Genomic DNA, 20429 nt, shown 5'->3' with positions numbered 1-20429 from the left:
AGCGTCTGCCAGTGATCGAAAGCGCACAGCAGCCGCGGCTGGCGGGAGTCGTCTACAAGACTTCGCTGCTCGACGCGTATCAACGTATGAATCCGGAGCGATAAATAGCCAGAATCGGCGCTTAAGTCGCTGATTTCATGTGACAAATCAAAAAAGCACACGCGTTCGAGACGCGGAGCCTCATTTGCTGCCATTATGAGATTTCCGCCCGCGTGTGCGTACTGACAGACGCTCCTCCGTATCCTGTCAAACGCCGGTTCCGCACGCCAGGCGGCGTGTCGCGCGGCCCGCGCGGTTTTGCCCAGTTTCCTGCACGCGGCCGCCCTGCCTCGTCCGGTCAGCCTGACCGCCACGGCACGGCACTTGCTGCGACCTTCGGGCCGCATGAGGAAAGGAGGTCGAGCGATGAAAACCTCGACGCTGTTGACCACCGTGCTGCTGTCGGCCTCGTGCTTCGCCGCACCCGTCCGGACGCAGGACGCCCAGATCGACCGTGCCAGCGCCGCCGCGCCCGACGTTCGTTCGCCGATGGCGGATGTGCCGGTCGCTCCGCCCGCGCCCGACGTGCCGAGCGCAACGGGCGTGCAGCACTGGGAATATCTGAGCCTGCCAAAATCGCACCGGCTGGATCGCACGCTAAGCCCGGTTCTCCATCAGCAGACCTGAGCGCCGCGCCTCACCGCTGCGCCACTGCGTCCGCTGAGCCGCTGTGCATTTGCAGGCGGCGAAGCGACTGCATTGTGTATGCTTGTTCGCGCGACGCCAACGGACCCATGCGGGACCTGCGCGTGGCTTGACCACGCAGGGCCGTCATCTATCCGGTTTGAATGGATTCACTGAGTTGATTTCACGTTAGCGCGCCCGCCGCGCCAAGGATTTTGCGCATGTCCGCCTCATCCATCCCTGAAGAGCCGATCGACCTTCAGTTCTCCGACGTCCTGCGCGAAGTGCGCTGGCCCGCCAACAAGGACGATCTCGTGGAGGCGGCCCGCAATGCCGGGGCAAGCAACGAGGTGCTGGCGATTCTCGACGGGATGCCCGAGCAGGACTATCGCGACGTGTCGTCTGTCACGCGTCTGATCGGCAGCAACTACGGCCCTGGCCTCGGTATCTGAGGCCCGCGCGGCCTGCAGGGCTTGTCGTACGGGCAGTGCGGACGGTGCGCGCGACTCACGCGTCGCGGCCAAACACCACGCGCGCAAAGAAGCGGCCAAGCACTTCTTCCACCACCGGCGGCGTGACGTGCTGCGGGTCGGCGGTGGCCAGGAATTGCACGCCATCGCACAAGCCCATCAGTCCCAGCGCCATCAGATCCGGTGCCATCAGCACCGGCGTGCCCACGCGCGCCGAAAATTCCTCGATATAGGCGGCGAGGCGCTCGCGCTTTTCCTTCATGAAGGCGTTGAAACGCGTGCGAAAACGCGCATCGCGCGCCGCGAGCAGTTTGGCTTCCACCCACAGCAGAAACATCTTGTTGTCCTGCGGCAGACGGCTGTAGAACGCCAGCACGCGCGCCTCCATGACCTCGCGCGAGGCATTGGCCTCGAAGATCGCGCGCAGATCGACTTCCATCGCCTCGTGGTCGCGCCGCAGCAACTCGACCATCAATTCGGCCTTGCTGTCGAAATTCGAATAGAACGCGCCGCGTGTGTAGCCGGCCTCCTGCGCGATGTCCTCGACGCTTGCCCCCACGAAGCCCTTGGCCATGAACAACGCCTGCGCGGCGTCGAGCAGGCGCTCGCGCGTCTGATCGCGGCTCTGCTCGCGGGTGAGTCGTGGGCGCGGAGTGGCTGGGCGCGTCATGGCGTGGGGTCGCTGTGGGGTGGCGGGATTGCGCCGCCGTGGCGATGCTTCTGGCATGACCCGACGGTAGCGCGAGTCTATCACTGAATCTTTCTTCGGATTCGTTTCTGTATTCAAATACAGTGCTGTATTAGAATTCATAAAATCATCTGAGACCGATCGGTGTGCGACGGAGGAGACATCCATGCGCCCCGTGTACTGCCTGTGGCGCGTTCGCAGGCGGACGGACTCAGCGGCGGCGTGACGGCCCGGGGCGAGCGACAGGCGCGCACGGGCTCGGCGCGCGTGCGTTCCAGGCATGTCGAGGTCCATGTGAATCGTCGCGGTCGTAGCGCATCGGAGATGCGCAGTCAGTGTCAGTCCCAGGCTATCGTCGTCAATCCGCCTTTGCGGGCGGGAGCATCGAAGGTATCGCGCCTCATCAGCACAATCGCGTTGTGCGCCATCATCGCCGCCTGCGGCAAGCATGAGGAAGCGGCGCCCGGGCCGCGCCCGGTCGTGTCGATGACCGTGCATGCCGATCAAGGCGGCCCATCCACCACGTATCCTGGCGGCGTCCAGGCGCGCAACACCACGCCGCTGTCCTTCCGCGTCAACGGCAAGATCATCGAGCGCAATGTGCGGCTGGGCGATGCGGTCAAGCCCGGCCAGGTGCTCGCGCGTCTCGACCCCGCCGATTACGACAGGAACGCCGCAAGCGCCCAGGCGCAGTACGACGCCGCGCAGCACCGCTACGTGTTCGCGAAGCAGCAGCTCGACCGCGATACTGCCCAGATGCAGGCCAACCTGATCGCGCGCGCGCAGTTCGAACAGACCCAGGATGCCTATGCGTCGGCCGCGGCGGGGCGTGACCAGGCAAAGCAGCAACTCGAACTGTCGCAGGACCAGCGCCGCTACACCCAGCTTGTCGCCGATCACGCGGGAGTTATCACCGCCGAAAACGCCGATACTGGCCAGTACGTGCAGGCCGGCCAGGCCGTCTATCACCTCGCCTGGACGGGCGACGTGGACGTGGTGAGCGATCTGCCCGAAAACGCCATCGCCGGCGTGCATACCGGCGACACCGCGCAGGTCACGCTGCCCGCGCTGCCGGGACGACGCTACACGGCGAAGGTGCGCGAACTGGCCGCCGCCGCCGACCCGCAAAGCCGCACGTGGCGCATCAAGCTCACGCTCGAACACCCGGACGACGACGTGCGCCTGGGCATGACGGCCAATATCGCGCTTGCCTCCAGCCGCGCAAGTCAGACGGCGAGCAGCAATTTCACCATTCCCGCCACGGCCCTCTTCCACGACGGCAACGCACCTGCGCTGTGGATCGTGCAAGGCGCGGACAACGTCCTGCAACTGCGCCGCGTGAGCGTGTCGCGCTACGACGCGCGCACCATCACCGTGACAGATGGCCTCAAGGACGGCGATCGCATCGTGCTGCAAGGCGTGCATACGGTCAGCGCGGGCGAGAAAGTGCATCCGGTTGCGCCGCTGCATCCCGAGGACTTCGCGTCATGAGCGAACGCGAAGACCCGCAACAGGCACCCGATAACACTCCCGGCGCCGACCACGACGAAGGCCGCTTCAATCTGTCCGCGTGGGCGCTGCGTCACCGCACGCTGGTGACATTTCTGATCGCGCTGGCGACGATCTTCGGCGCCTTGTCGTATACGCGTCTTTCGCAGTCCGAAGATCCGCCTTTTACGTTCCGCGTGATGGTGATCCAGACCTTCTGGCCAGGCGCGAGCGCGCGCCAGGTCGAGGACGAAGTCACCAGCCGTATCGGACGCAAGCTCCAGGAGACGCCGTATATCGACTTCCTGCGCAGCTACTCGCGCCCTGGCGAGTCGCTGGTGTTCTTCACGATGAAGGACTCCGCGCCCGTTTCCGAGGTGCGCGAGACCTGGTATCAGGTGCGCAAGAAAGTCGGCGATATTGCGCCGATGCTGCCGCAAGGCGTGCAAGGCCCGTTCTTCAACGACGAATTCGGCGACGTCTACACCAATATCTATGCGCTCGAAGGCGATGGTTTTTCGCCCGCGCAACTGCACGATTACGCCGACAATCTGCGCGAAGAACTGCTGCGCGTGAAGGACGTCGGCAAGGTCGATTACTTTGGCGATCCGAATCAGCGTGTCTACGTGGAAATCGCCAACGCGCAGCTCACGCGGCTGGGCATCTCGCCCACGCAGATCGGTCAGGCGATCGGCGCGCAGAACAGCGTCGCGGCGTCCGGCACGCTCACCACGCCCGACGACCGCGTGTTCGTGCGCCCGAGCGGCCAGTTCACCGATCTCAAGGCGCTGGCCGACACGCTCATCAGCGTGAATGGCCGCAGCTTCCGGCTGGGTGACATCGCCACCATCCGGCGCGGCTACGACGAGCCGCTCGCCACGCAGATGCGCTTCCAGGGCAAAGCGGTGCTGGGCATCGGCATCAGCATGCAGCCGGGCGGCGACGTGATCCGGCTGGGCAACGCGCTCGATGCGCGCGTCGAGCAGTTGCGCCGCGAGTTGCCCGCTGGCCTCAAGCTCGTCGAAGTGTCGAGCATGCCGGACGCCGTCTCGCATTCGGTGGACGACTTCGTCGAAGCGGTCGCCGAGGCGGTTGGCATCGTGCTGGTGGTGAGCCTCGTTTCGCTGGGCGTGCGCACCGGCATGGTGGTCGTCATCACGATTCCGATCGTGCTGGCCGTCACCTCGCTCGTGATGTATCTGTTCGACATCGGCCTGCACAAGGTCTCGCTGGGCACGCTCGTGCTCGCGCTCGGCCTGCTGGTGGACGACGCCATCATCTCGGTCGAAATGATGGCCGTGAAGCTCGCGCAGGGCTGGAACCGCACGCGCGCCGCCGCCTACGCCTACACGAGCACCGCGTTCCCGATGCTCACCGGCACGCTCGTGACGGTGTCCGGCTTCCTGCCGATCGTGCTCGCGAAATCGAGCACGGGCGAGTACACGCGCTCGATTTTCCAGGTCTCGGCGATCGCGCTGGTGGCTTCGTGGTTCGCGGCGGTCGTGCTGATTCCGCTGCTCGGCTATCGCCTGCTGCCGGAACGCAAAGCGGATCAGAACGCCGCGCACGGCGCGCATCACGAAGAGGACATCTACGACACGCGCTTCTACCATCGTCTGCGCGGCTGGGTGGGCTGGTGCATCGAGCGGCATATCGTCGTGCTCGCGCTCACAATTGTGCTGTTCGTCGTGGCGCTCGCGGGCTTCACGCTGATTCCGCAGCAGTTCTTTCCGAGTTCGGATCGACCGGAGTTGCTGGTGGACGTGCGCCTGCCCGAAGGCGCGTCGTTCGACGCCACGCTGCGCCAGACGAAGCGGCTCGAAGAAGCGCTCAAGGGCCGCCCTGAAATCGACCATTCGATCGACTTCGTCGGCACCGGCGCGCCGCGCTTCTATCTGCCGCTGGACCAGCAATTGCAGCAGCCGAATTTCGCGCAGTTCGTCATCACGGCGAAGTCGGTCGAGGATCGCGAAAAACTCGCCGACTGGCTGGAGACGAAGTTGCGCAACGATTTCCCGGCGATCCGCACGCGCCTTTCGCGGCTGGAAAACGGGCCGCCCGTGGGCTATCCCGTGCAGTTCCGCGTGAGCGGCGACGACATCGCCACCGTGCGCGGCATCGCCGAGCGCGTGGCGACGCAGATGCGTGCCGATTCGCGCACCGAGAACGTCAGTTTCGACTGGGACGAACCGGCCGAACGTTCCCTGCACTTCGCGATCGACCAGCAGAAGGCTCGCGCGCTCAATATCTCGTCGCAGGATGTCGCCAACTTCCTGCAGATGACCTATTCCGGCTACACGGTCACGCAGTACCGCGAGCGCGACAAGCTCATCAGCGTCGATCTGCGCGCGCCCGCCAACGAACGCGTCGATCCCGCCCATATGCTGGCGCTGGCGATGCCCACGAACAATGGACCGGTGCCGCTGGGCGCGATCGGCCACCTCGAAAACACGCTCGAATACGGCGTGATCTGGTCGCGCGACCGGCAGCCGACCATCACCGTGCAGGCCGACGTGCGGCGCGGCGCGCAAGGCATCGACGTGACGCATGCGCTGCAAAAATCGCTGGCCTCAATGCAGAACACGCTGCCGACGGGCTATCGCATCGCGGTGGGCGGCTCGGTCGAGGAAAGCGCCAAAGGCCAGGCGTCGATCTTCGCGCAGATGCCGGTGCTCATGATCGCGGTGCTTACCCTGCTGATGATCCAGTTGCAAAGCCTCTCGCGCGTGATGATGGTCGTGCTCACTGCGCCGCTCGGCCTGATTGGCGTGGCCGTCGCACTGCTCGTATTTCACGAGCCGTTTGGCTTCGTGGCGATGCTCGGTGTGATTGCGATGTTCGGCATCATCATGCGCAATTCGGTGATTCTGGTGGATCAGATCGAGAGCGATATCCGCGCTGGCCACAAGCGTTTCGACGCGATTGTCGGCGCGACCGTGCGGCGCTTCCGGCCCATCATGCTGACGGCCGCCGCCGCCGTGCTCGCGCTGATTCCGCTGGTGCGCTCGAACTTTTTCGGGCCGATGGCGACGGCCCTGATGGGCGGCATCACCAGCGCGACCGTGCTCACGCTGTTCTTCCTGCCCGCGCTCTATGCGGCGGCGTTCCGCGTGCGCAGCAGCGAGACCGACGCCGCGCGTCCTGACGCGGGGAGCGCATCATGAACCGATCTGCGCCGATGAAAATTTTTGCCTTGCAACGCCCGCGGCTGCGCTTGGGCGCGGCAGCGTGCGCCGTGCTGGTCGCAGGCGGCTGTGCCTTCGGCCCCGATGGCGCCCCACCCGTCACGCCCAATCCAGCGCATTACGGCGTCGAGGCGCAGCCCGCGCAGACCGTTGCCGCACAAGGCGTTGCGCAGCAGTTCGTGGTGGGCGCGCAAGCCGTGCCGCAATGGTGGACGCAGTTCGACTCGCCGGCGCTCGATGCGCTGGTCGAGGAAGGTCTCGCGAACAGCCCGAACCTCACCGCCGCCGATCACAGCCTGCAAGCCGCGCGCGAGCAGTTGCACGGCCAGATCGGCAGCTCGCTGTTGCCGACCGTCGATGCGATTGGCACCGCGCAGCGTCAGCGCGCGCCGGGCATCCCGCAACTGGGCGTCGACAAGCTCGAATACAACCTGTTCGCGGGCCTCGTCGAAGTGCGCTACTCGTTCGACATCTTTGGCGCTTCGCGGCTGAACAACGCCGCCCTCGCCTCGCGCGTGAATTTGCAGGCGTTCCAGTTCGAGGCGGCGCGCCGGGCCCTGGCGGCCAACATCGTCGCGAGCGTACTGGGCATCGCCACACTGCGCGCGCAGATCGACACGACGCAGCGGCTGATCGACATCGCCAATGCGCAGGCCGACGATCTGCAAAAGCGCTATGCGCTAGGCGCGGTGTCGCATACGGACCTCCTCAACGCGCAGCAAAGCGCGGCGGCGCTCGCCAGCAATCTGCCGGGTCTGCAGCAGCAGGCGGCGGCCATGCGCCATGCGTTGGCCGTGCTGCTTGGCCGCACGCCCGACCAGGCGCCAGCCGATCTCGATCTCGCGAGCTTCCGGCTGCCGCAGCAAGTGCCGGTGGTGGTGCCGTCAGAATTGCTGAAAACGCGTCCCGATATCGAGGCGGCAGGCGCGGCTTTGATCGCCGCAGCCGCCGAAGTGGGCGCGGCCACGGCGCAGATGTATCCGAGCATCACGCTTTCGGCCGGGCTGGGCCAGGGCGGCTTTAGCTGGCCGGTGGCGACTTCGGGCGTGGGCGCGCTATGGGCCATTGGCGCCTCGCTCACGCAGCCGATCTTTCACGGCGGTGCGCTGGTGGCGCAGCGGCGCGCGGCCTTGCAGTCGTATGACGCGGCCAACGCGTCGTACAAGCAGACCGTGCTCGCGGCCTTCCAGGATGTGGCCGACCGTCTGGCGGCGCTGGAACACGATGCGCAGGCACTCGACGCGGCCGGCACCTCGGCGCAGACCGCGCAGGGCGTCTACGACGATACCAACGCGCGCTACAAGCTGGGCGCCGTGCCGTATTACGCGGTGCGTCAGAGCGAACAGCAGTGGCGCAACGCCAGCCTCGACGCGATCCGCTATCGCGGCGCGCGTCTGTCGGATACGGCCGCGCTATTCCAGGCGATGGGCAATCCGCCTTCTGCTGACACGACGAACGCTGCCAGCACGAAAACTTCGACGCCTTGAACGCGCGTCGCCGCGCACATGCAAGGTGTGCGCGGGTATTTGCGGGGCGGCAAGAAGATCGCGAAAAATGCCGCCTCGCCTTCTCTTTACATGCGCTGAATTCCCTTTTCTCGTCGCAATTTTCGTTTTTTCTGACGGAAAGATCTCAGAGTTATATTTAGGAGTTAACTGATACACTCGACCGCAAATCGAGGGTAAGCAATCCAATTAATTCGGATTCCTTTATAAAAATCGATTGTTGTATCCAGAGAGAATGCACTAACAACCTCAGCAATCCGGGACTCTTCGATCATGGGAACCGTACCCAAAAGCAGCCTCTGCGCTGCCCTGCTCCTCATGGCCAGCACCGCAGCGCATGCGGAATTCGACTGCTCCAGTTCGCACGGCGGCTTTCGGGTGCAGACATCCGACAGCTGGGTCGGCAGGGACAAGCTGGAGCACTTCGGCGTCTCCCTCCCGTTCGGCGCACTGGGCGGCTGGCTGATGCGCGACACCGATCATCCGGTGATTTACGGTGGGTTGCTCGGGACGGTGCCGGGGTTGATGAAGGAAACCCTCGACGGCACCTGCCGCACCGATGGTTTCTCCTACAAGGATTTATTCGCCGATGCGCTGGGTGCCTTTAGCGGCGCGTGGATCGCCCATTGGGCGCTGACGTATTCGAGCAGCATCCACGGGAAAACCGTCGGAGTCCGATACGACGATACTTTCTGATGCGAACTGCCTCATCGCCGCCGCGCACCGACAAGCGCTTGCGGATCAGGCAGTTAGCTTCGCTCTCCCAAGGTTACTCACAGGGCTGTGAACAAAATCTGTGGACAACGAAGTCATGTGTGAGCGCCGGGCTTATCCCCAGATTTTGTGGACCTGCCTGTGGAAAAGCCCTGGGCAACCCACCCAAGTGCTTGTTGCAAAAGGAAATCGGCGCCACAAAACAAAACACGGCACACCGTTGCCGGTGCGCCGTGTTCAGAACTGCGTTTACCGCAATCGTCCGGGCTGCCAGGCAACCCGAACCATTCATCAAGGCTTGTTCGTTTCGAACAGATCCATGATCTGCTGCTTCTCGCTCGACGTCACGCTCGGCGGCGTCATGCCGCCCGGACCCATCGTGCCGGTCGCGCCGCTGGCGTCGCTGGCCGCGCCTGCCGGCACACCCGAGTCCATGCCGATCGCCGATACAAAGCCCGCACCCGGCGTCACATCCGAGTAGTAAAGCTCGCCGCCGATCGTCGTAATACCGGCCGGCATGGGCGGCTCTTCCTGCGGAATATTGCGCAGCGCCTTGCCCATGTAGTCCACCCAGATCGGCAGCGCGAGCTGCGCGCCGAACTCGCGGCTACCGAGGCTCTTCGGCTGGTCGTAACCCATCCACGCCACCGCGACCAGATTGCGCTGATAGCCCGCGAACCAGCCGTCGTGCGCATCGTTGGTCGTACCGGTCTTGCCCTGCAGGTCGTCGCGATGCAGCACGTTGGTGCCCGCACCCGTACCCGCCGTCGCTACCGAATGCAGCAGGCTGTTCATGATGTAGGCGTTGCGCGGCGTGAGCGTCTGCGGCGCGTTCTGGCCTGCGATGAGCGGCTGCGCACGCGACACCGGCTGGCCGTGCGCGTCGTCCACTTCGGCGATCAGATACGGATTGATGCGATAGCCGCCGTTGGCGAACACGCTATACGCACCCGCCGACTGCAGCGGCGTGACAAGGCCCGCGCCCAGCGCCATCGGCAGGTACGGCGGCGTCTTGTCCGCGTCGAAGCCGAAGCGTTGAGTCACGTAGTCCTGCGCGTACTTGGTGCCGATGTACGAGAGGATGCGGATCGACACGAGGTTCTTCGACTTCTGCAGCGCAAGGCGCATCGGCATCGGACCATCGGGCTGATCGTCGTCCTTCGGCTCCCAGGCGTCGCCGCCCGGCGTGCTGGGCGGGAAGTACAGCGGCGCATCGTTGATGATGGTCGCCGGTCCCAGGCCCTTTTCGAGCGAGGCCGAATAGATGAACGGCTTGAAGCTCGAACCCGGCTGACGCCATGCCTGGGTCACGTGGTTGAACTTGTTCTTGTTGAAGTCGAAGCCGCCGATCAGCGCGCGGATCGCGCCGTCCTGCGGCGTGAGCGACACCAGCGCGCCTTCGACCTGCGGCAACTGCGTGATCTGCCAGTTGTTCTTGTCGTCGGCGATCAGGCGCACGATCGAACCCGGACGAATCTTCAGCGCCGTGGACGCGCGCGTCGACAGACCCGCCGCCACAAAGCGCAGGCCCTCGCCCGTGATGTTGACCGACGTGCCGTCGAGCAGTTGCGCCGTGACCGATTTCGGGCCGGCTTCCGTGACCACGGCCGAGATGATGTCGCCGTTGTCCGGGTGATCGGTGAGCGCGTCGTCGATCGCCTGATCGCGGTCGTCGCCCGCGGCCGGCAGTTGCACGAAGCCTTCCGGACCGCGATAGCCGTGACGGCGCTCGTAGTCCATCACGCCCTTGCGCACGGCGGCGTAGGCGGCGTTCTGGTCGGCTGAATCGATGGTCGTGGTGACCGTCAGGCCGCGCGTATAGGTTTCGTCCTTGTACTGCGCGTACATCATCTGACGCACCATTTCCGCGACGTACTCGGCGTGCACGCTGTACTCGGTGCCCGTGGTGCGCGTGCGCAGCGGCTCCTTCACGGCTTCGTCGTACTGCGCCTGGGTGATGTAGCCCAGATCGAGCATGCGCTTGAGGATGTACTGCTGACGGATCTTCGCGCGCTTCGGATTGACGATCGGGTTATACGCCGATGGCGCCTTGGGCAGCCCCGCAAGCATCGCCGCTTCAGCAAGCGTGATGTCCTTGAGATCCTTGCCGAAGTACACGCGCGCCGCCGCCGAAAAACCGTAGGCGCGCTGACCCAGATAGATCTGGTTCATGTACAGCTCGAGGATCTGATCCTTCGTGAGCGCGCGCTCGATCTTGTAAGCGAGCAGCATTTCGTAGATCTTGCGCGTATAGGTCTTCTCGCTCGAGAGGAAGAAGTTGCGCGCGACCTGCATCGTGATCGTACTCGCGCCCTGCGACGCGCCGCCGTGCATCAGGTCGGCCACGCCTGCACGCAGGATGCCGACGAAGTCCACGCCGCCGTGCTCGTAGAAGCGGTAGTCCTCGATCGCGAGGACGGCCTTCTTCTGCACGTCAGGAATGTCTTCGAAGCGCACCAGCTGGCGACGCTCGTCGCCGAACTCGCCGATCATCACGTGGTCGGCGGTATAGATGCGCAGCGGCACCTTCGGCTGATAGTTCGTGAGCGCGTCGAGCGAGGGCAATTGCGGCCCCATGACGACGAGCGCATAGCCGACGATCAGCGCGCCCACCACGCAGAGCGTGGCGATCAGGGCGACGAACGAGATCGCGATCGACGTGCCGATGGAACGCTTGCGCGGCCGATCGCCACGCGAACCCGAACGCGGGTCAGGACGTGAATCGTCGTTGCGCGGCTGACGGCCGTTGTTGAAGGAAGGTTCCCGATCGTCGTTCGGGTATTGCGGTGAAGGCGGTCGTTTGATGATAGGCATGACTGGAATGATTGGCGCGTCTGGTACTGCGCCCCGGCTGCGCGCGATAAAGCGCGCATAGATCTGATCATGGCGTCATGGCGCCAATGCGGCGTGGACGGCATCGCACCCCGAGTGCGCTGCCGCGGCGTGACCGGCAACGCCCCCGTCCGGTCACGCGGCGTGCGGTTAAAGCACGCCACCTTTCGCACAAAGCCCCTAAAAAAGGTATTCGAGCGAAATGTAACAGCGCATTCTAAATAAATCGCGCGCCGACGGTCGCGCTTTTTTTGTAAGAGTTTCCTGGACTCGACGCTGGGATGACCGTCGAACTGGCTTCGTGACGGCACCTTGCGCGATCTGCGGCGTTCTGCGGAGAAAATATCGAATCGACTCTCGACTCGATATCGTAATGCGCGGTCATTATCCTTATGCGCGATACATTGTTGCGTACGCCAATATGCCTTTGCGTGCATCTTTGCGTTGCGCGGCGCGTGTCTCGTCTTATGATGGATAAGTTGCTGCACGCCCGGCTCGCCCCGCCCGCTTCGCGCCTGCAGGGAGCGGGCGCCACGTTCACTTCGTAGCCGGATTCAAGGCCGCTTTCAGAGCCGATCATGAACAAGCCCAGCGAACGCATCGTCGTCTTCGTCACGCCCGCCCAGAAGCGGGCGATCTCCGCCACGGCCGACGAACTCGGCATCAGCGTCAGCGAGCTGATGCGCCGCGCCGTGATCGCCTTTAGCGCGACGAGCGATCAGGTGAAGGCCGCGAGCATCGTCGACCGGCTGAATGCGCCGCGCGAGCCCGACGCGCTCGCTCAGGTGCTGCGCAAGGCGGCCAGACCCCTGCGCGTGGGTCGCGGCGCCGCAGTGCGGCCCGCCGCGCAGGCGCACGCAGAAGCCGCTGACGAAGCCACGGATGGCACTGATGGCGCGACGTCCGAGGAGGCGCTGCAAAACGAACCCGCGCTCAATCAGACCGAAAATCACGCTGAACGTGAATTGGCTCAAACAGTCGCGCGTCTGGCCGCTCAAACGCAGGCGGCCGGATCAACAGGCGATGCGCAGAATTCACATTCCGACAGCCTGCCAATGCACGAAGGCGCCACCTTGCCACCGCTGAGCAATGCGCCCTTCGCGCGCACGCAGCGGCTGCGCGACGACGAGGATGGATCGGACAGCGACCCCACGCCAGAAGGCGGAAAATTCGCCTGACGCGCGGCATCGCCCGCGTGACGGCACTAACCGTAGCGGGCCTTTAAGTCCCTTTTAAGAGACCCCGTGGTGTAATATCCGCGAGCATTGCGGCCAGGCCAGACGATCGAAACATAGACGTAAGGTTTCAATCCGCACGGGCAATGCAGGAGATTTTCGGTCATGCGCCGTCTGATCTCTATTGCAATTACCCAAAGTGCCCCGATTTTCGCGCTGCATGCGCAGCCCGCACAAAGCGGCGTAAGCTGAAAGCTGAACGTGAAAGCGAATCGCTCACGGCAAGCGCAGCGCGGCATGTACGCACGACTGCGGCCCCAGAGGCCGATTTCATTACACCGGAGGAATTCCATGTCGCTTTTCGACTCCATCTCCCGCACGGTCAAGGGTCTCCTGAACGACGCGGCCGATTCCGTGCAGGACCCGTCGCGCGACGCGCGCCAGATCGTGCGCGAACTCGACGACAGCATCGCCAAGGCCGAAAACTCGCTGGTCGAGATTCAGGCTCAGGTCGCGATGCAGCAAAGCAAGCGCGATGTGGCCGCCGACAAGGCGAAGAAGTACGAAGACGGCGCGAAGCGCGCGCTGCAATCGGGCGACGAAGCGCTCGCCCGTGAAGCGCTCGGCGCACAGTCGACGGCCGAGGCCGAACGCGATGCCCTCGCCGCCGAACTCGCCAAGCTCGAACCGTCGGTCGATCAGCTCAAGCAGCAGATCGACGATATGCGTTCGCGCCGCAACGATCTGAACGCACGCTCGAACATCCTGCAAGCCAAGCAGCAGATCGCACAGGCCAAGGACGTAGCGGCCACGGCGCTCGGCGGTATCGGCGGCAAGAATCTTGCGCAGGACTTCCAGAAGCTCGAAGACAAGGTGAATCTGTCGAACGCGCGCTCGGACGCCCGCCTGAATTCGGCGGACGCTTCCAGCGGCAAGGCGCTGGAAGACAAGCTCGCCGCGCTCAATAAGGGCCCGTCGGTCGACGACCGCCTCGAAGCACTGAAAAAGCAGCTCAATACGCCGGCGCAGTAACGCGCCGCGCGTGACGGATGCGGCACGGTGCACCGGTTGTTCGCGACGCCATGCCGCATCCACGTAACGTATGTCATGGAGACGGGCGACAAGCCGCCCGGCCTGCAACATGAAAAAGTTTCTTGTCGCTGTATTCGCATCGCTCGCCCTCGTGAGCGGCGCGGCGTTCGCTGTGCCAAGCGTGCAGCAGATCGAATCCGCGATGTCGCAAGGCGACTGGCAACGCGCGGACTCGGGCCTGACCCAGGTTCTGCAGGCGCACCCCGACAATGCCCGCGCGCACTATCTGTACGCGCAGGTGCTCAACCGCGAAGGCCGCTACGCCGACGCGCTCACCCAGGTCGAGCAGGCTAAATCGCTCGATCCGCAGATCCGCTTCACGCAGCCGCAGCGTTTCGCGCAGGTCGAAGCGAAGATCCGCTCCGACGCCACGCGCGCAGGCGCGACGAACACGACCCGCACGAGCAACCCGTTCGCGCAGCAGACGCAGTCGGCCGCGCCCGTTGCCATGGCAGCCGCCGCCGCGCCGCAGCGGCACGGCCCCGGCATGGGCATGTGGATCGGCATCGCGATCGTCGTGATCGGCATTGCGCTGGTGCTGCGCTGGACCTTGCGCCGCGCGAAGTCCAACGACGACGCCCGTGCCGGCGACGATCGTCGCGATCAGCTCAAGCGCGCCACCGATCTGCTCAACGCAGTGCGCTCGCTCAAGCTCGACGTGAAGCTATCGACGCTCCCGGGCCACGAAGCGCTCGAAAAGGACGTGGAAGCGTTCGAGACGCAGTTGCGCAGTGTGGTCGAAAAGCTCTCGGGCAGCACGAGTCCCGTCGCGCCGTACGAGATCGAAGACCTCGAGCGCCAGTTCGCGAGCCTCAAGGCCCGCGCCGAAGGCCGCCCCGAACCGAACGCGCAGGCCGCCGCGCCCGCGGGTTCGTACGGCGGCGATTCGTCCTACGCACGCGAGGCCGATGCGGCCTTCGGACGTCAGCCGCAATATCCGCCTCAGTACCCGCCGCAACAGCAGCCGCCGCAGGTCATCGTCCAGCAAGGCGGTGGCGGCATGGGTGGCATGGGCGGTCTGCTGACCGGCGTGCTGCTCGGTGAAGCGCTCAATTCGGGCCGCGACCGCGTGGTCGAACGCGACGTGATCGTCGATCGCGATGACGATCGCCGCCGTGGCAACAACGATGGCGGCGTCGATGTCGGCCAGGGTTCCAACGACTGGGACGACGGCTCGGGCGGCGGCGTCGATATGGGCAGCAACGACAGTTCGTCGGACGACTGGAACTCATAAGCGTCGCCGGATCTGACCAGACGGGCTCCCTTGCGGAGCCCGTTTTGCTTGATTGACGCAGGATTAATTCGAATCAGACTGATATGGCCACTCACGCGGGTACGCCGCGCATCGCAATCGTCGGGAGCGGCTTTTCCGGCATCGGCATGGCGATCCAGTTGCGGCGCATGGGGATCGAATCGTTCACGATCTACGAGGCGGCCGCGAGCCTTGGCGGCACCTGGCGTGATAACGCCTATCCGGGCGCCGCGTGCGATGTTCCTTCGCACCTCTATTCATTTTCCTTCGAGCCGAACCCCGACTGGACCCGTACCTATGCGCCACAGGGCGAGATCCTCGCCTACCTGGAACGTTGCGCGCGCAAGTATGACGTCGAGCGCTTCATCACCTGGCGCTCGCGCGTTAGCGCGGCGCGCTTCGATGCGGCGCGCGGCGTATGGAGTATCGATATCGAGCGTGACGGCGCTACACAGACTGTCGAGGCCGATCTGCTGATCGCCGCCAATGGACCGCTCTCGCGCCCCGCCCTGCCCGCCATCGACGGATTGGAGCGGTTCGAGGGCAAGCTCTTTCACTCGGCGCGCTGGGACCACGATTACGCGCTCGAAGGCAAGCGCGTGGCCGTGATCGGCACGGGCGCGAGCGCCATCCAGTTCGTGCCGCGCATCCAGCCGCGCGTCGCGAAACTCACGGTGTTCCAGCGCACGCCGCCCTGGATCATGCCGCGTCGCGACCGTGCGATCGAGCCGCGGCGTCGCTGGATCTATCGGCATATCCCGTTCGCGCAGCGCCTTGCACGTGCGGCGATCTACTGGCAGCTCGAATCGCGGGCGCTGGGCTTCGTGGTCGATCAACGCCTGCTCGCAGCGCCGATGAAATTCGCGCGCAACTATCTCGCACACAAGGTCAAGGATCCCGTGCTGCGCGCGAAGCTCGCGCCGGATTACGCACTGGGCTGCAAGCGCGTGCTGCTGTCGAGCGACTATCTGCCGGCGCTCACGCAACCAAACGTCGCACTGCTAACCGATCCGATCCGCGAAGTCGTAACCGACGGCATCGTCACCGCCGACGGCGTGCATCATGCCTTCGACGCGATCGTCTGCGGCACGGGTTTCCAGGTCAACGACGTGGACGCGCCGTTTCGCGTGAGCGGGCTGAACGGCGCCGATCTGGGCGAGGCCTGGCGTCGCGATGGGCCTGAAGCGTATCTGGGCGCGAGCGTGGCGGGCTTTCCGAATCTGTTCTTCGTGATCGGGCCGAACACGGCTCTTGGCCACAACTCGATGATTTATATGATCGAGTCGCAGATCCGCTATATCGCTGCCTGCATCCGTGAACTGCAGCGCCGCGACGCGCGCACGATGAGCGTGCGGGCGGACGTGCAGCGCGCCTTCAACGACAGTTTGCAGGCGCAACTGCAACGCACGGTCTGGACCTCGGGCTGCCATAGCTACTACCAGACGCGTAGCGGCAAGGTCACGTCGCTGTGGCCGGGATTTACCTTCACGTTCCGCCGCAAGACGAAGCGCGTGCGCGCACGCGATTACGAGTTCGGGCGATAACGCTGGCTTAACCGCGCAACGGCTTGCCCGCGAACACCCGCGTTTCGTAGGCAAAATTCACTCGCCCGTCCTGCTGGGTGGCGTCGAACAACTCGCGCAACGCCACGAGCATCGGCTCGTAACGCGAGTCGCCGGGCTTGGGCGCATACGACGAGGAAGCCAGCCGCCCGCGCAAACCATCGAAATCGAGCATTTGCGCGTTCGGGAACACGGTCTTCTGCGCGAAGCCGTCACCGAACCACTCGGCCATGGCGTCGTCCGTGGGATAGCTTTCGGCGACGCTCGCGTAATCCTCTGAAAAGCGCTGGAGCAAAGCCTCATAGCCTTCCAGAAACGCCGATCCTTTAAGCAGGCGGCTATTCCAGAACAGCACGATCTTGCCGCGCGGCTTGAGAATGCGCGCGAATTCGCGCCGTGCACCTGCCTTGTCGAACCAGTGGAAGGCCTGCGCGGCGGTGACGAGATCCACGCTCGCATCGGGCAAAGTGGTGGCTTCGGCCGTGCCGGCCACACTGCGGTACCCCGGATAGTCCGCGAGGAAGCGATCAGCCGCCTCGCGCATTGCCGCGTTCGGCTCGACGGCGATGACCGGATGGCCTGCGTCCAGAAAGATTCGGGAAGAAATGCCGGTGCCCGCGCCGATGTCCGCGACGCTTGCGCCCGGCGCGATGCCACATTCGACGTGTACGAAGGTCGCGATTTCGCGTGGATAGGTGGGACGGTACTTCACGTAGTCTGCGACCCGGTCGGTGAAACGCCGGGTGGAATCGTCGATCATCGTGTGCCCTTTTATTGGGTCCACGCGCGCCGCCGCTGCACCGTTCACAGCGCTTCGCGCGGGACTTCAAGCCCTTCGCGGCAAGCTCTCGCGCGCCCGCCGCCCCCGTCGGTCTACCTGGCTTTCAGGCGCCGCCCAGCAACTTGAGCAGATCCCACAGAAAACGGCAGACCATCACAATCAGCTCCCAGAGCTGAAAAAGTTGCTGCCAGAGCGCGCTAATCGCGCCCTCTTTGAAAATTGTTTCGATCATCGTGTTTCCGCAGCGGACCTCGGCTTGACGCGCCAAAGCCGCGTTTACCCCGATCATAGCGTGTCGTCGCCTGGTCACGCTAAAGCGGCCCATCCAGCCAACGCCGCAAAAAGCAAAACGGCGCGTGGACCGAAGCCCACACGCCGTTTTTCAGATCGCCGCCTTTGAGGCTGCGGGCGTCAGACTGCCATCGCCATGCGCTTGCGCTCGGCGCGCTGCATGAAGTAGTTGCCGACGATCACGCCAACCGTCACCACGGCGATGAATAGCGTTGCGAGCGCGTTCATCTCGGGGTTCAGACCCAGACGCACGCGCGAGAACACCACCAGCGGCAGCGTCGTCGAGCCAGGACCCGAGAGGAACGCCGACAGCACCAGATCGTCAATCGACAGCGTGAACGACAGCAGCCAGCCTGCCGCGAGCGCCTGCGAAATGAGCGGCAGCGTGATCTGGAAGAACACCTTGAGCGGTGTAGCGCCCAGATCGAGCGCCGCTTCTTCGAGCGACGGGTTCAGCTCGCGCACGCGCGACTGCACGATGATGGCCACATACGAGATACATAGCATCACGTGACCGATCCAGATCGTAAAGACGCCGCGTCCCGCCGGCCAACCCAGCAGCTTGCCCATTTCCACGAAGAGCAGCAGCAGCGAAATGCCCTGGATCACTTCGGGAATCACGAGCGGCGCGTTGATCATGCCCGTATAGAGCGTGAAGCCGCGGAAATTGCCCATGCGCGCCAGCACGAAACCCGCCCACGTGCCGATGATCACGGACGCGAAAGCCGTCATCAGGCCGATGCGCAGCGACAGCCAGGCGGCGTTGATCAGTTCGTCGTCGGTCGCGAGCGCCTGATACCAGCGCGTCGAAAAGCGCGTCCACACGGTCACCAGTTGCGACTCGTTGAACGAGTAGACGATCAGGCTGACGATCGGGATGTAGAGGAACGCGAAGCCCAGCCCCAGCGCGATGAATTGCAGTACGCGATTCGGTTTCATTTGCCGCGGCCCTCCAGTTCCTTCGCCTGGAAGTGCTGGAACAGCGCCATCGGCACGAGCAGCAGCAGGACCATCGCGCAGGTGACGGCGGAAGCCATCGGCCAGTCGGCGTTATCGAAGAACTCGTTCCACATGACGCGGCCGATCATCAGCGTGTTCGCGCCGCCGAGCAGCTCCGGAATCACGTACTCCCCCACCGCCGGGATGAACACCAGCAGACAGCCCGCGATGATGCCGTTCTTCGACAGCGGCAGCGTGATTTCCAGGAACGCGCGCCACGGCTTCGCGCCCAGATCGTAGGCGGCTTCAAGCAGCGTCAGATCCATCTTCACGAGGTGCGCATAGAGCGGCATCACGAGAAACGGCAGATACGAATACACCATGCCGATATAAACGGCGGTGTTAGTGTGATACAGCTCGATGGGCGTGTGGATGATGCCAGTGGACATCAGGAAATTGTTCAGCAGTCCGTTGTTCTTCAGAATGCCGATCCACGCGTACACACGGATCAGGCACGACGTCCAGAACGGCAGCATCACGGCCATCATGAGCACGTTGCGCGTGGCCGGGTTCGAGCGCGCGATGTAATACGCCATCGGATAGCCGATCAGCAGACACAGCAGCGTCGAAATTGCCGCCACGACCACCGAATTCACATAGGTCGCGAAATACAGGCTGTCCTGGAACAGAAACGCGTAATGCGAAAGATCCAGCGCGATATGCCAGACGCCGTCGCTGAACGAGGTGAGTTCCGTGTACGGCGGAATGCCGAGCTGCTGGTCAGCGAAGCTGATCTTCACCACCAGGATGAACGGCACGAGGAAGAACAGCAGCAGCCAGAAGAACGGCCCCGCCACCACGGCGGTGCGGCCGGTCAGATTGAAGCGCTTCGCCGGCCAGTTCAGGAGATTCCTGAGGGTGCCTGACGTGCTGGAGTGTGCCGTGCTCATGACGTCAGCACCACGCCGGCCGAGGCGCTCCAGCGCACATAGACTTCGTCTTCCCACGTGGGGGAGTCGATTTCGGAAAGCGCGAGGCTCGACATGTTCGCGATCACCGTTTTGCCCGAATCGAGCTTGACGTGATAAAGCGAGTAGCCGCCCATGTACGCGATGTTCTTCACCACGCCCTTGCCCCAGTTGAAGGTGCCTTCGGGCGGCTTGCGCGTGAGCGAAATGCGCTCGGGGCGCACTGAGATCGTCACGGGCATGCCGAGCGGCCCGGTGATGCCGTGGTTCACATAGAGATGCACGGGCAGATCCGGCGATTCGACGTAGACGTGATCCGGCTCGTCTTCCACCACCTTGCCTTCGAACAGATTGGTCGAACCGATGAATTCGGCCGAGAAACGGCTGTTCGGATACTCGTAGACCTGGTTGGGCGTGCCGAGCTGGACGATCTCGCCCTCGCTCATGACCGCCAGGCGCCCCGCCATCGTCATCGCCTCTTCCTGATCGTGCGTGACCATGATGCAGGTGACGCCGACCTTGTCGAGAATGTTGACCAGTTCGATTTGCGTGCGCTGGCGAATCTGCTTGTCGAGCGCCGACATCGGCTCGTCGAGCAGCAGCAGTTTGGGGCGCTTCACGAGCGAGCGCGCCAGCGCCACGCGCTGCTGCTGGCCGCCCGAAAGCTGATGCGGCTTGCGTTTGGCGAAGCGCGACATCTGCACGAGTTCGAGCGTATTGGCCACACGCTCCTTCAGTTCGGCCTTCTTCACGCCTTCCTGGCGCAGCCCGAAGCCGACGTTCGATTCCACCGTCATATGCGGGAAAAGCGCATACGACTGGAA

General features: G+C 64.1%; 17 protein-coding genes. 10 read left to right on the top strand and 7 right to left on the bottom strand.

Annotated features, from left to right (window positions below; genetic code table 11):
- Positions 1 to 405: 405 nt before the first annotated feature.
- Both VG320_RS19180 and VG320_RS19175 read left to right on the top strand, forming a co-directional pair.
- Positions 406 to 666, top strand: coding sequence for a hypothetical protein (locus tag VG320_RS19180; protein ID WP_327201665.1), 261 nt, complete (start codon positions 406 to 408; stop codon positions 664 to 666).
- A 218-nt stretch (positions 667 to 884) separates the two neighbouring features.
- Entirely contained in the window at positions 885 to 1115 is a 231-nt protein-coding gene (locus VG320_RS19175) for a DUF2795 domain-containing protein (RefSeq protein WP_327201663.1), read from the top strand.
- A gap of 55 nt (positions 1116 to 1170) precedes the next feature.
- On the opposite strand, the gene VG320_RS19170 is transcribed toward VG320_RS19175, so the two are convergent.
- On the bottom strand, positions 1171 to 1803 hold the full coding sequence (locus VG320_RS19170) for a TetR/AcrR family transcriptional regulator (RefSeq protein ID WP_327201662.1): 633 nt from the start codon (positions 1801 to 1803) through the stop codon (positions 1171 to 1173).
- A 435-nt stretch (positions 1804 to 2238) separates the two neighbouring features.
- On the opposite strand from VG320_RS19170, the gene VG320_RS19165 reads away from it, so the two are divergent.
- From VG320_RS19165 to VG320_RS19150, 4 genes are all read left to right on the top strand, one after another.
- Entirely contained in the window at positions 2239 to 3312 is a 1074-nt protein-coding gene (locus tag VG320_RS19165; RefSeq protein WP_327201661.1) for an efflux RND transporter periplasmic adaptor subunit, read from the top strand.
- The gene (locus VG320_RS19160) at positions 3309 to 6473 is read left to right on the top strand and encodes an efflux RND transporter permease subunit (protein ID WP_327201660.1); all 3165 of its coding nucleotides are present in this window, start codon (positions 3309 to 3311) and stop codon (positions 6471 to 6473) included. The genes VG320_RS19165 and VG320_RS19160 overlap by 4 nt, the downstream gene beginning before the upstream one ends.
- Positions 6470 to 7981: an efflux transporter outer membrane subunit gene (locus VG320_RS19155; RefSeq protein ID WP_414696075.1), complete on the top strand. Its 1512-nt coding sequence runs from the start codon at positions 6470 to 6472 to the stop codon at positions 7979 to 7981. The genes VG320_RS19160 and VG320_RS19155 overlap by 4 nt, the downstream gene beginning before the upstream one ends.
- Before the next feature lie 291 nt (positions 7982 to 8272).
- The gene (locus tag VG320_RS19150; RefSeq protein WP_327201659.1) at positions 8273 to 8695 is read left to right on the top strand and encodes a hypothetical protein; all 423 of its coding nucleotides are present in this window, start codon (positions 8273 to 8275) and stop codon (positions 8693 to 8695) included.
- Positions 8696 to 9004: 309 nt separating this feature from the next.
- Here the strand turns inward: VG320_RS19150 and VG320_RS19145 are convergent, their stop codons facing one another.
- On the bottom strand, positions 9005 to 11527 hold the full coding sequence (locus VG320_RS19145) for a penicillin-binding protein 1A (RefSeq protein ID WP_327201658.1): 2523 nt from the start codon (positions 11525 to 11527) through the stop codon (positions 9005 to 9007).
- Between the two features lie 596 nt (positions 11528 to 12123).
- On the opposite strand from VG320_RS19145, the gene VG320_RS19140 reads away from it, so the two are divergent.
- The 4 genes from VG320_RS19140 to VG320_RS19125 all read left to right on the top strand — a co-directional run bounded on the left by VG320_RS19140 (position 12124) and on the right by VG320_RS19125 (position 16608).
- The gene (locus VG320_RS19140; RefSeq protein ID WP_327201657.1) at positions 12124 to 12723 is read left to right on the top strand and encodes a plasmid mobilization protein; all 600 of its coding nucleotides are present in this window, start codon (positions 12124 to 12126) and stop codon (positions 12721 to 12723) included.
- 348 nt (positions 12724 to 13071) lie between these two features.
- Complete coding sequence (locus tag VG320_RS19135; RefSeq protein WP_103703806.1) at positions 13072 to 13752, top strand: PspA/IM30 family protein; 681 nt, start codon at positions 13072 to 13074, stop codon at positions 13750 to 13752.
- Positions 13753 to 13861: 109 nt separating this feature from the next.
- Positions 13862 to 15046 carry a tetratricopeptide repeat protein gene (locus VG320_RS19130; protein ID WP_327201656.1) on the top strand — a complete coding sequence of 395 codons (1185 nt, stop codon included), beginning with the start codon at positions 13862 to 13864 and terminating at the stop codon, positions 15044 to 15046.
- A gap of 83 nt (positions 15047 to 15129) precedes the next feature.
- The gene (locus tag VG320_RS19125; protein ID WP_327201655.1) at positions 15130 to 16608 is read left to right on the top strand and encodes an NAD(P)/FAD-dependent oxidoreductase; all 1479 of its coding nucleotides are present in this window, start codon (positions 15130 to 15132) and stop codon (positions 16606 to 16608) included.
- A 7-nt stretch (positions 16609 to 16615) separates the two neighbouring features.
- Here the strand turns inward: VG320_RS19125 and VG320_RS19120 are convergent, their stop codons facing one another.
- From VG320_RS19120 to VG320_RS19100, 5 genes are all read right to left on the bottom strand, one after another.
- Complete coding sequence (locus tag VG320_RS19120; protein ID WP_327201654.1) at positions 16616 to 17386, bottom strand: class I SAM-dependent methyltransferase; 771 nt, start codon at positions 17384 to 17386, stop codon at positions 16616 to 16618.
- A 124-nt stretch (positions 17387 to 17510) separates the two neighbouring features.
- Positions 17511 to 17696 (bottom strand): hypothetical protein, encoded by a 186-nt coding sequence (locus VG320_RS19115; RefSeq protein ID WP_327201667.1) that lies wholly within the window; start codon positions 17694 to 17696, stop codon positions 17511 to 17513.
- Between the two features lie 122 nt (positions 17697 to 17818).
- On the bottom strand, positions 17819 to 18637 hold the full coding sequence (locus VG320_RS19110) for an ABC transporter permease subunit (protein ID WP_103703829.1): 819 nt from the start codon (positions 18635 to 18637) through the stop codon (positions 17819 to 17821).
- The gene (locus VG320_RS19105; RefSeq protein ID WP_327201653.1) at positions 18634 to 19587 is read right to left on the bottom strand and encodes an ABC transporter permease subunit; all 954 of its coding nucleotides are present in this window, start codon (positions 19585 to 19587) and stop codon (positions 18634 to 18636) included. Before VG320_RS19105 ends, VG320_RS19110 begins: the two co-directional genes overlap by 4 nt.
- The coding region (locus VG320_RS19100) for an ABC transporter ATP-binding protein (protein WP_327201652.1) at positions 19584 to 20429 on the bottom strand (846 nt) is incomplete at its 5' end. The genes VG320_RS19105 and VG320_RS19100, both read right to left, overlap by 4 nt.

Source organism: Paraburkholderia sp., assembly GCF_035948235.1.
Taxonomy (GTDB): Bacteria; Pseudomonadota; Gammaproteobacteria; order Burkholderiales; family Burkholderiaceae; genus Paraburkholderia.
The sequence above is the reverse complement of the archived record's forward strand: the minus strand, read 5'-3'. Positions and strand labels throughout refer to the sequence as shown.

What these genes read in the sequence shown, in the direction of transcription:
- VG320_RS19180 (WP_327201665.1), top strand. Translation starts at nt 406, where the DNA reads ATGAAAACCTCGACGCTGTTGACCACCGTGCTGCTGTCGGCCTCGTGC.
- VG320_RS19175 (WP_327201663.1), top strand. Translation starts at nt 885, where the DNA reads ATGTCCGCCTCATCCATCCCTGAAGAGCCGATCGACCTTCAGTTCTCC.
- VG320_RS19170 (WP_327201662.1), bottom strand. Translation starts at nt 1,803, where the DNA reads ATGACGCGCCCAGCCACTCCGCGCCCACGACTCACCCGCGAGCAGAGC.
- VG320_RS19160 (WP_327201660.1), top strand. Translation starts at nt 3,309, where the DNA reads ATGAGCGAACGCGAAGACCCGCAACAGGCACCCGATAACACTCCCGGC.
- VG320_RS19155 (WP_414696075.1), top strand. Translation starts at nt 6,470, where the DNA reads ATGAACCGATCTGCGCCGATGAAAATTTTTGCCTTGCAACGCCCGCGG.
- VG320_RS19150 (WP_327201659.1), top strand. Translation starts at nt 8,273, where the DNA reads ATGGGAACCGTACCCAAAAGCAGCCTCTGCGCTGCCCTGCTCCTCATG.
- VG320_RS19145 (WP_327201658.1), bottom strand. Translation starts at nt 11,527, where the DNA reads ATGCCTATCATCAAACGACCGCCTTCACCGCAATACCCGAACGACGAT.
- VG320_RS19140 (WP_327201657.1), top strand. Translation starts at nt 12,124, where the DNA reads ATGAACAAGCCCAGCGAACGCATCGTCGTCTTCGTCACGCCCGCCCAG.
- VG320_RS19135 (WP_103703806.1), top strand. Translation starts at nt 13,072, where the DNA reads ATGTCGCTTTTCGACTCCATCTCCCGCACGGTCAAGGGTCTCCTGAAC.
- VG320_RS19130 (WP_327201656.1), top strand. Translation starts at nt 13,862, where the DNA reads ATGAAAAAGTTTCTTGTCGCTGTATTCGCATCGCTCGCCCTCGTGAGC.
- VG320_RS19125 (WP_327201655.1), top strand. Translation starts at nt 15,130, where the DNA reads ATGGCCACTCACGCGGGTACGCCGCGCATCGCAATCGTCGGGAGCGGC.
- VG320_RS19120 (WP_327201654.1), bottom strand. Translation starts at nt 17,386, where the DNA reads ATGATCGACGATTCCACCCGGCGTTTCACCGACCGGGTCGCAGACTAC.
- VG320_RS19115 (WP_327201667.1), bottom strand. Translation starts at nt 17,696, where the DNA reads ATGATCGGGGTAAACGCGGCTTTGGCGCGTCAAGCCGAGGTCCGCTGC.
- VG320_RS19110 (WP_103703829.1), bottom strand. Translation starts at nt 18,637, where the DNA reads ATGAAACCGAATCGCGTACTGCAATTCATCGCGCTGGGGCTGGGCTTC.
- VG320_RS19105 (WP_327201653.1), bottom strand. Translation starts at nt 19,587, where the DNA reads ATGAGCACGGCACACTCCAGCACGTCAGGCACCCTCAGGAATCTCCTG.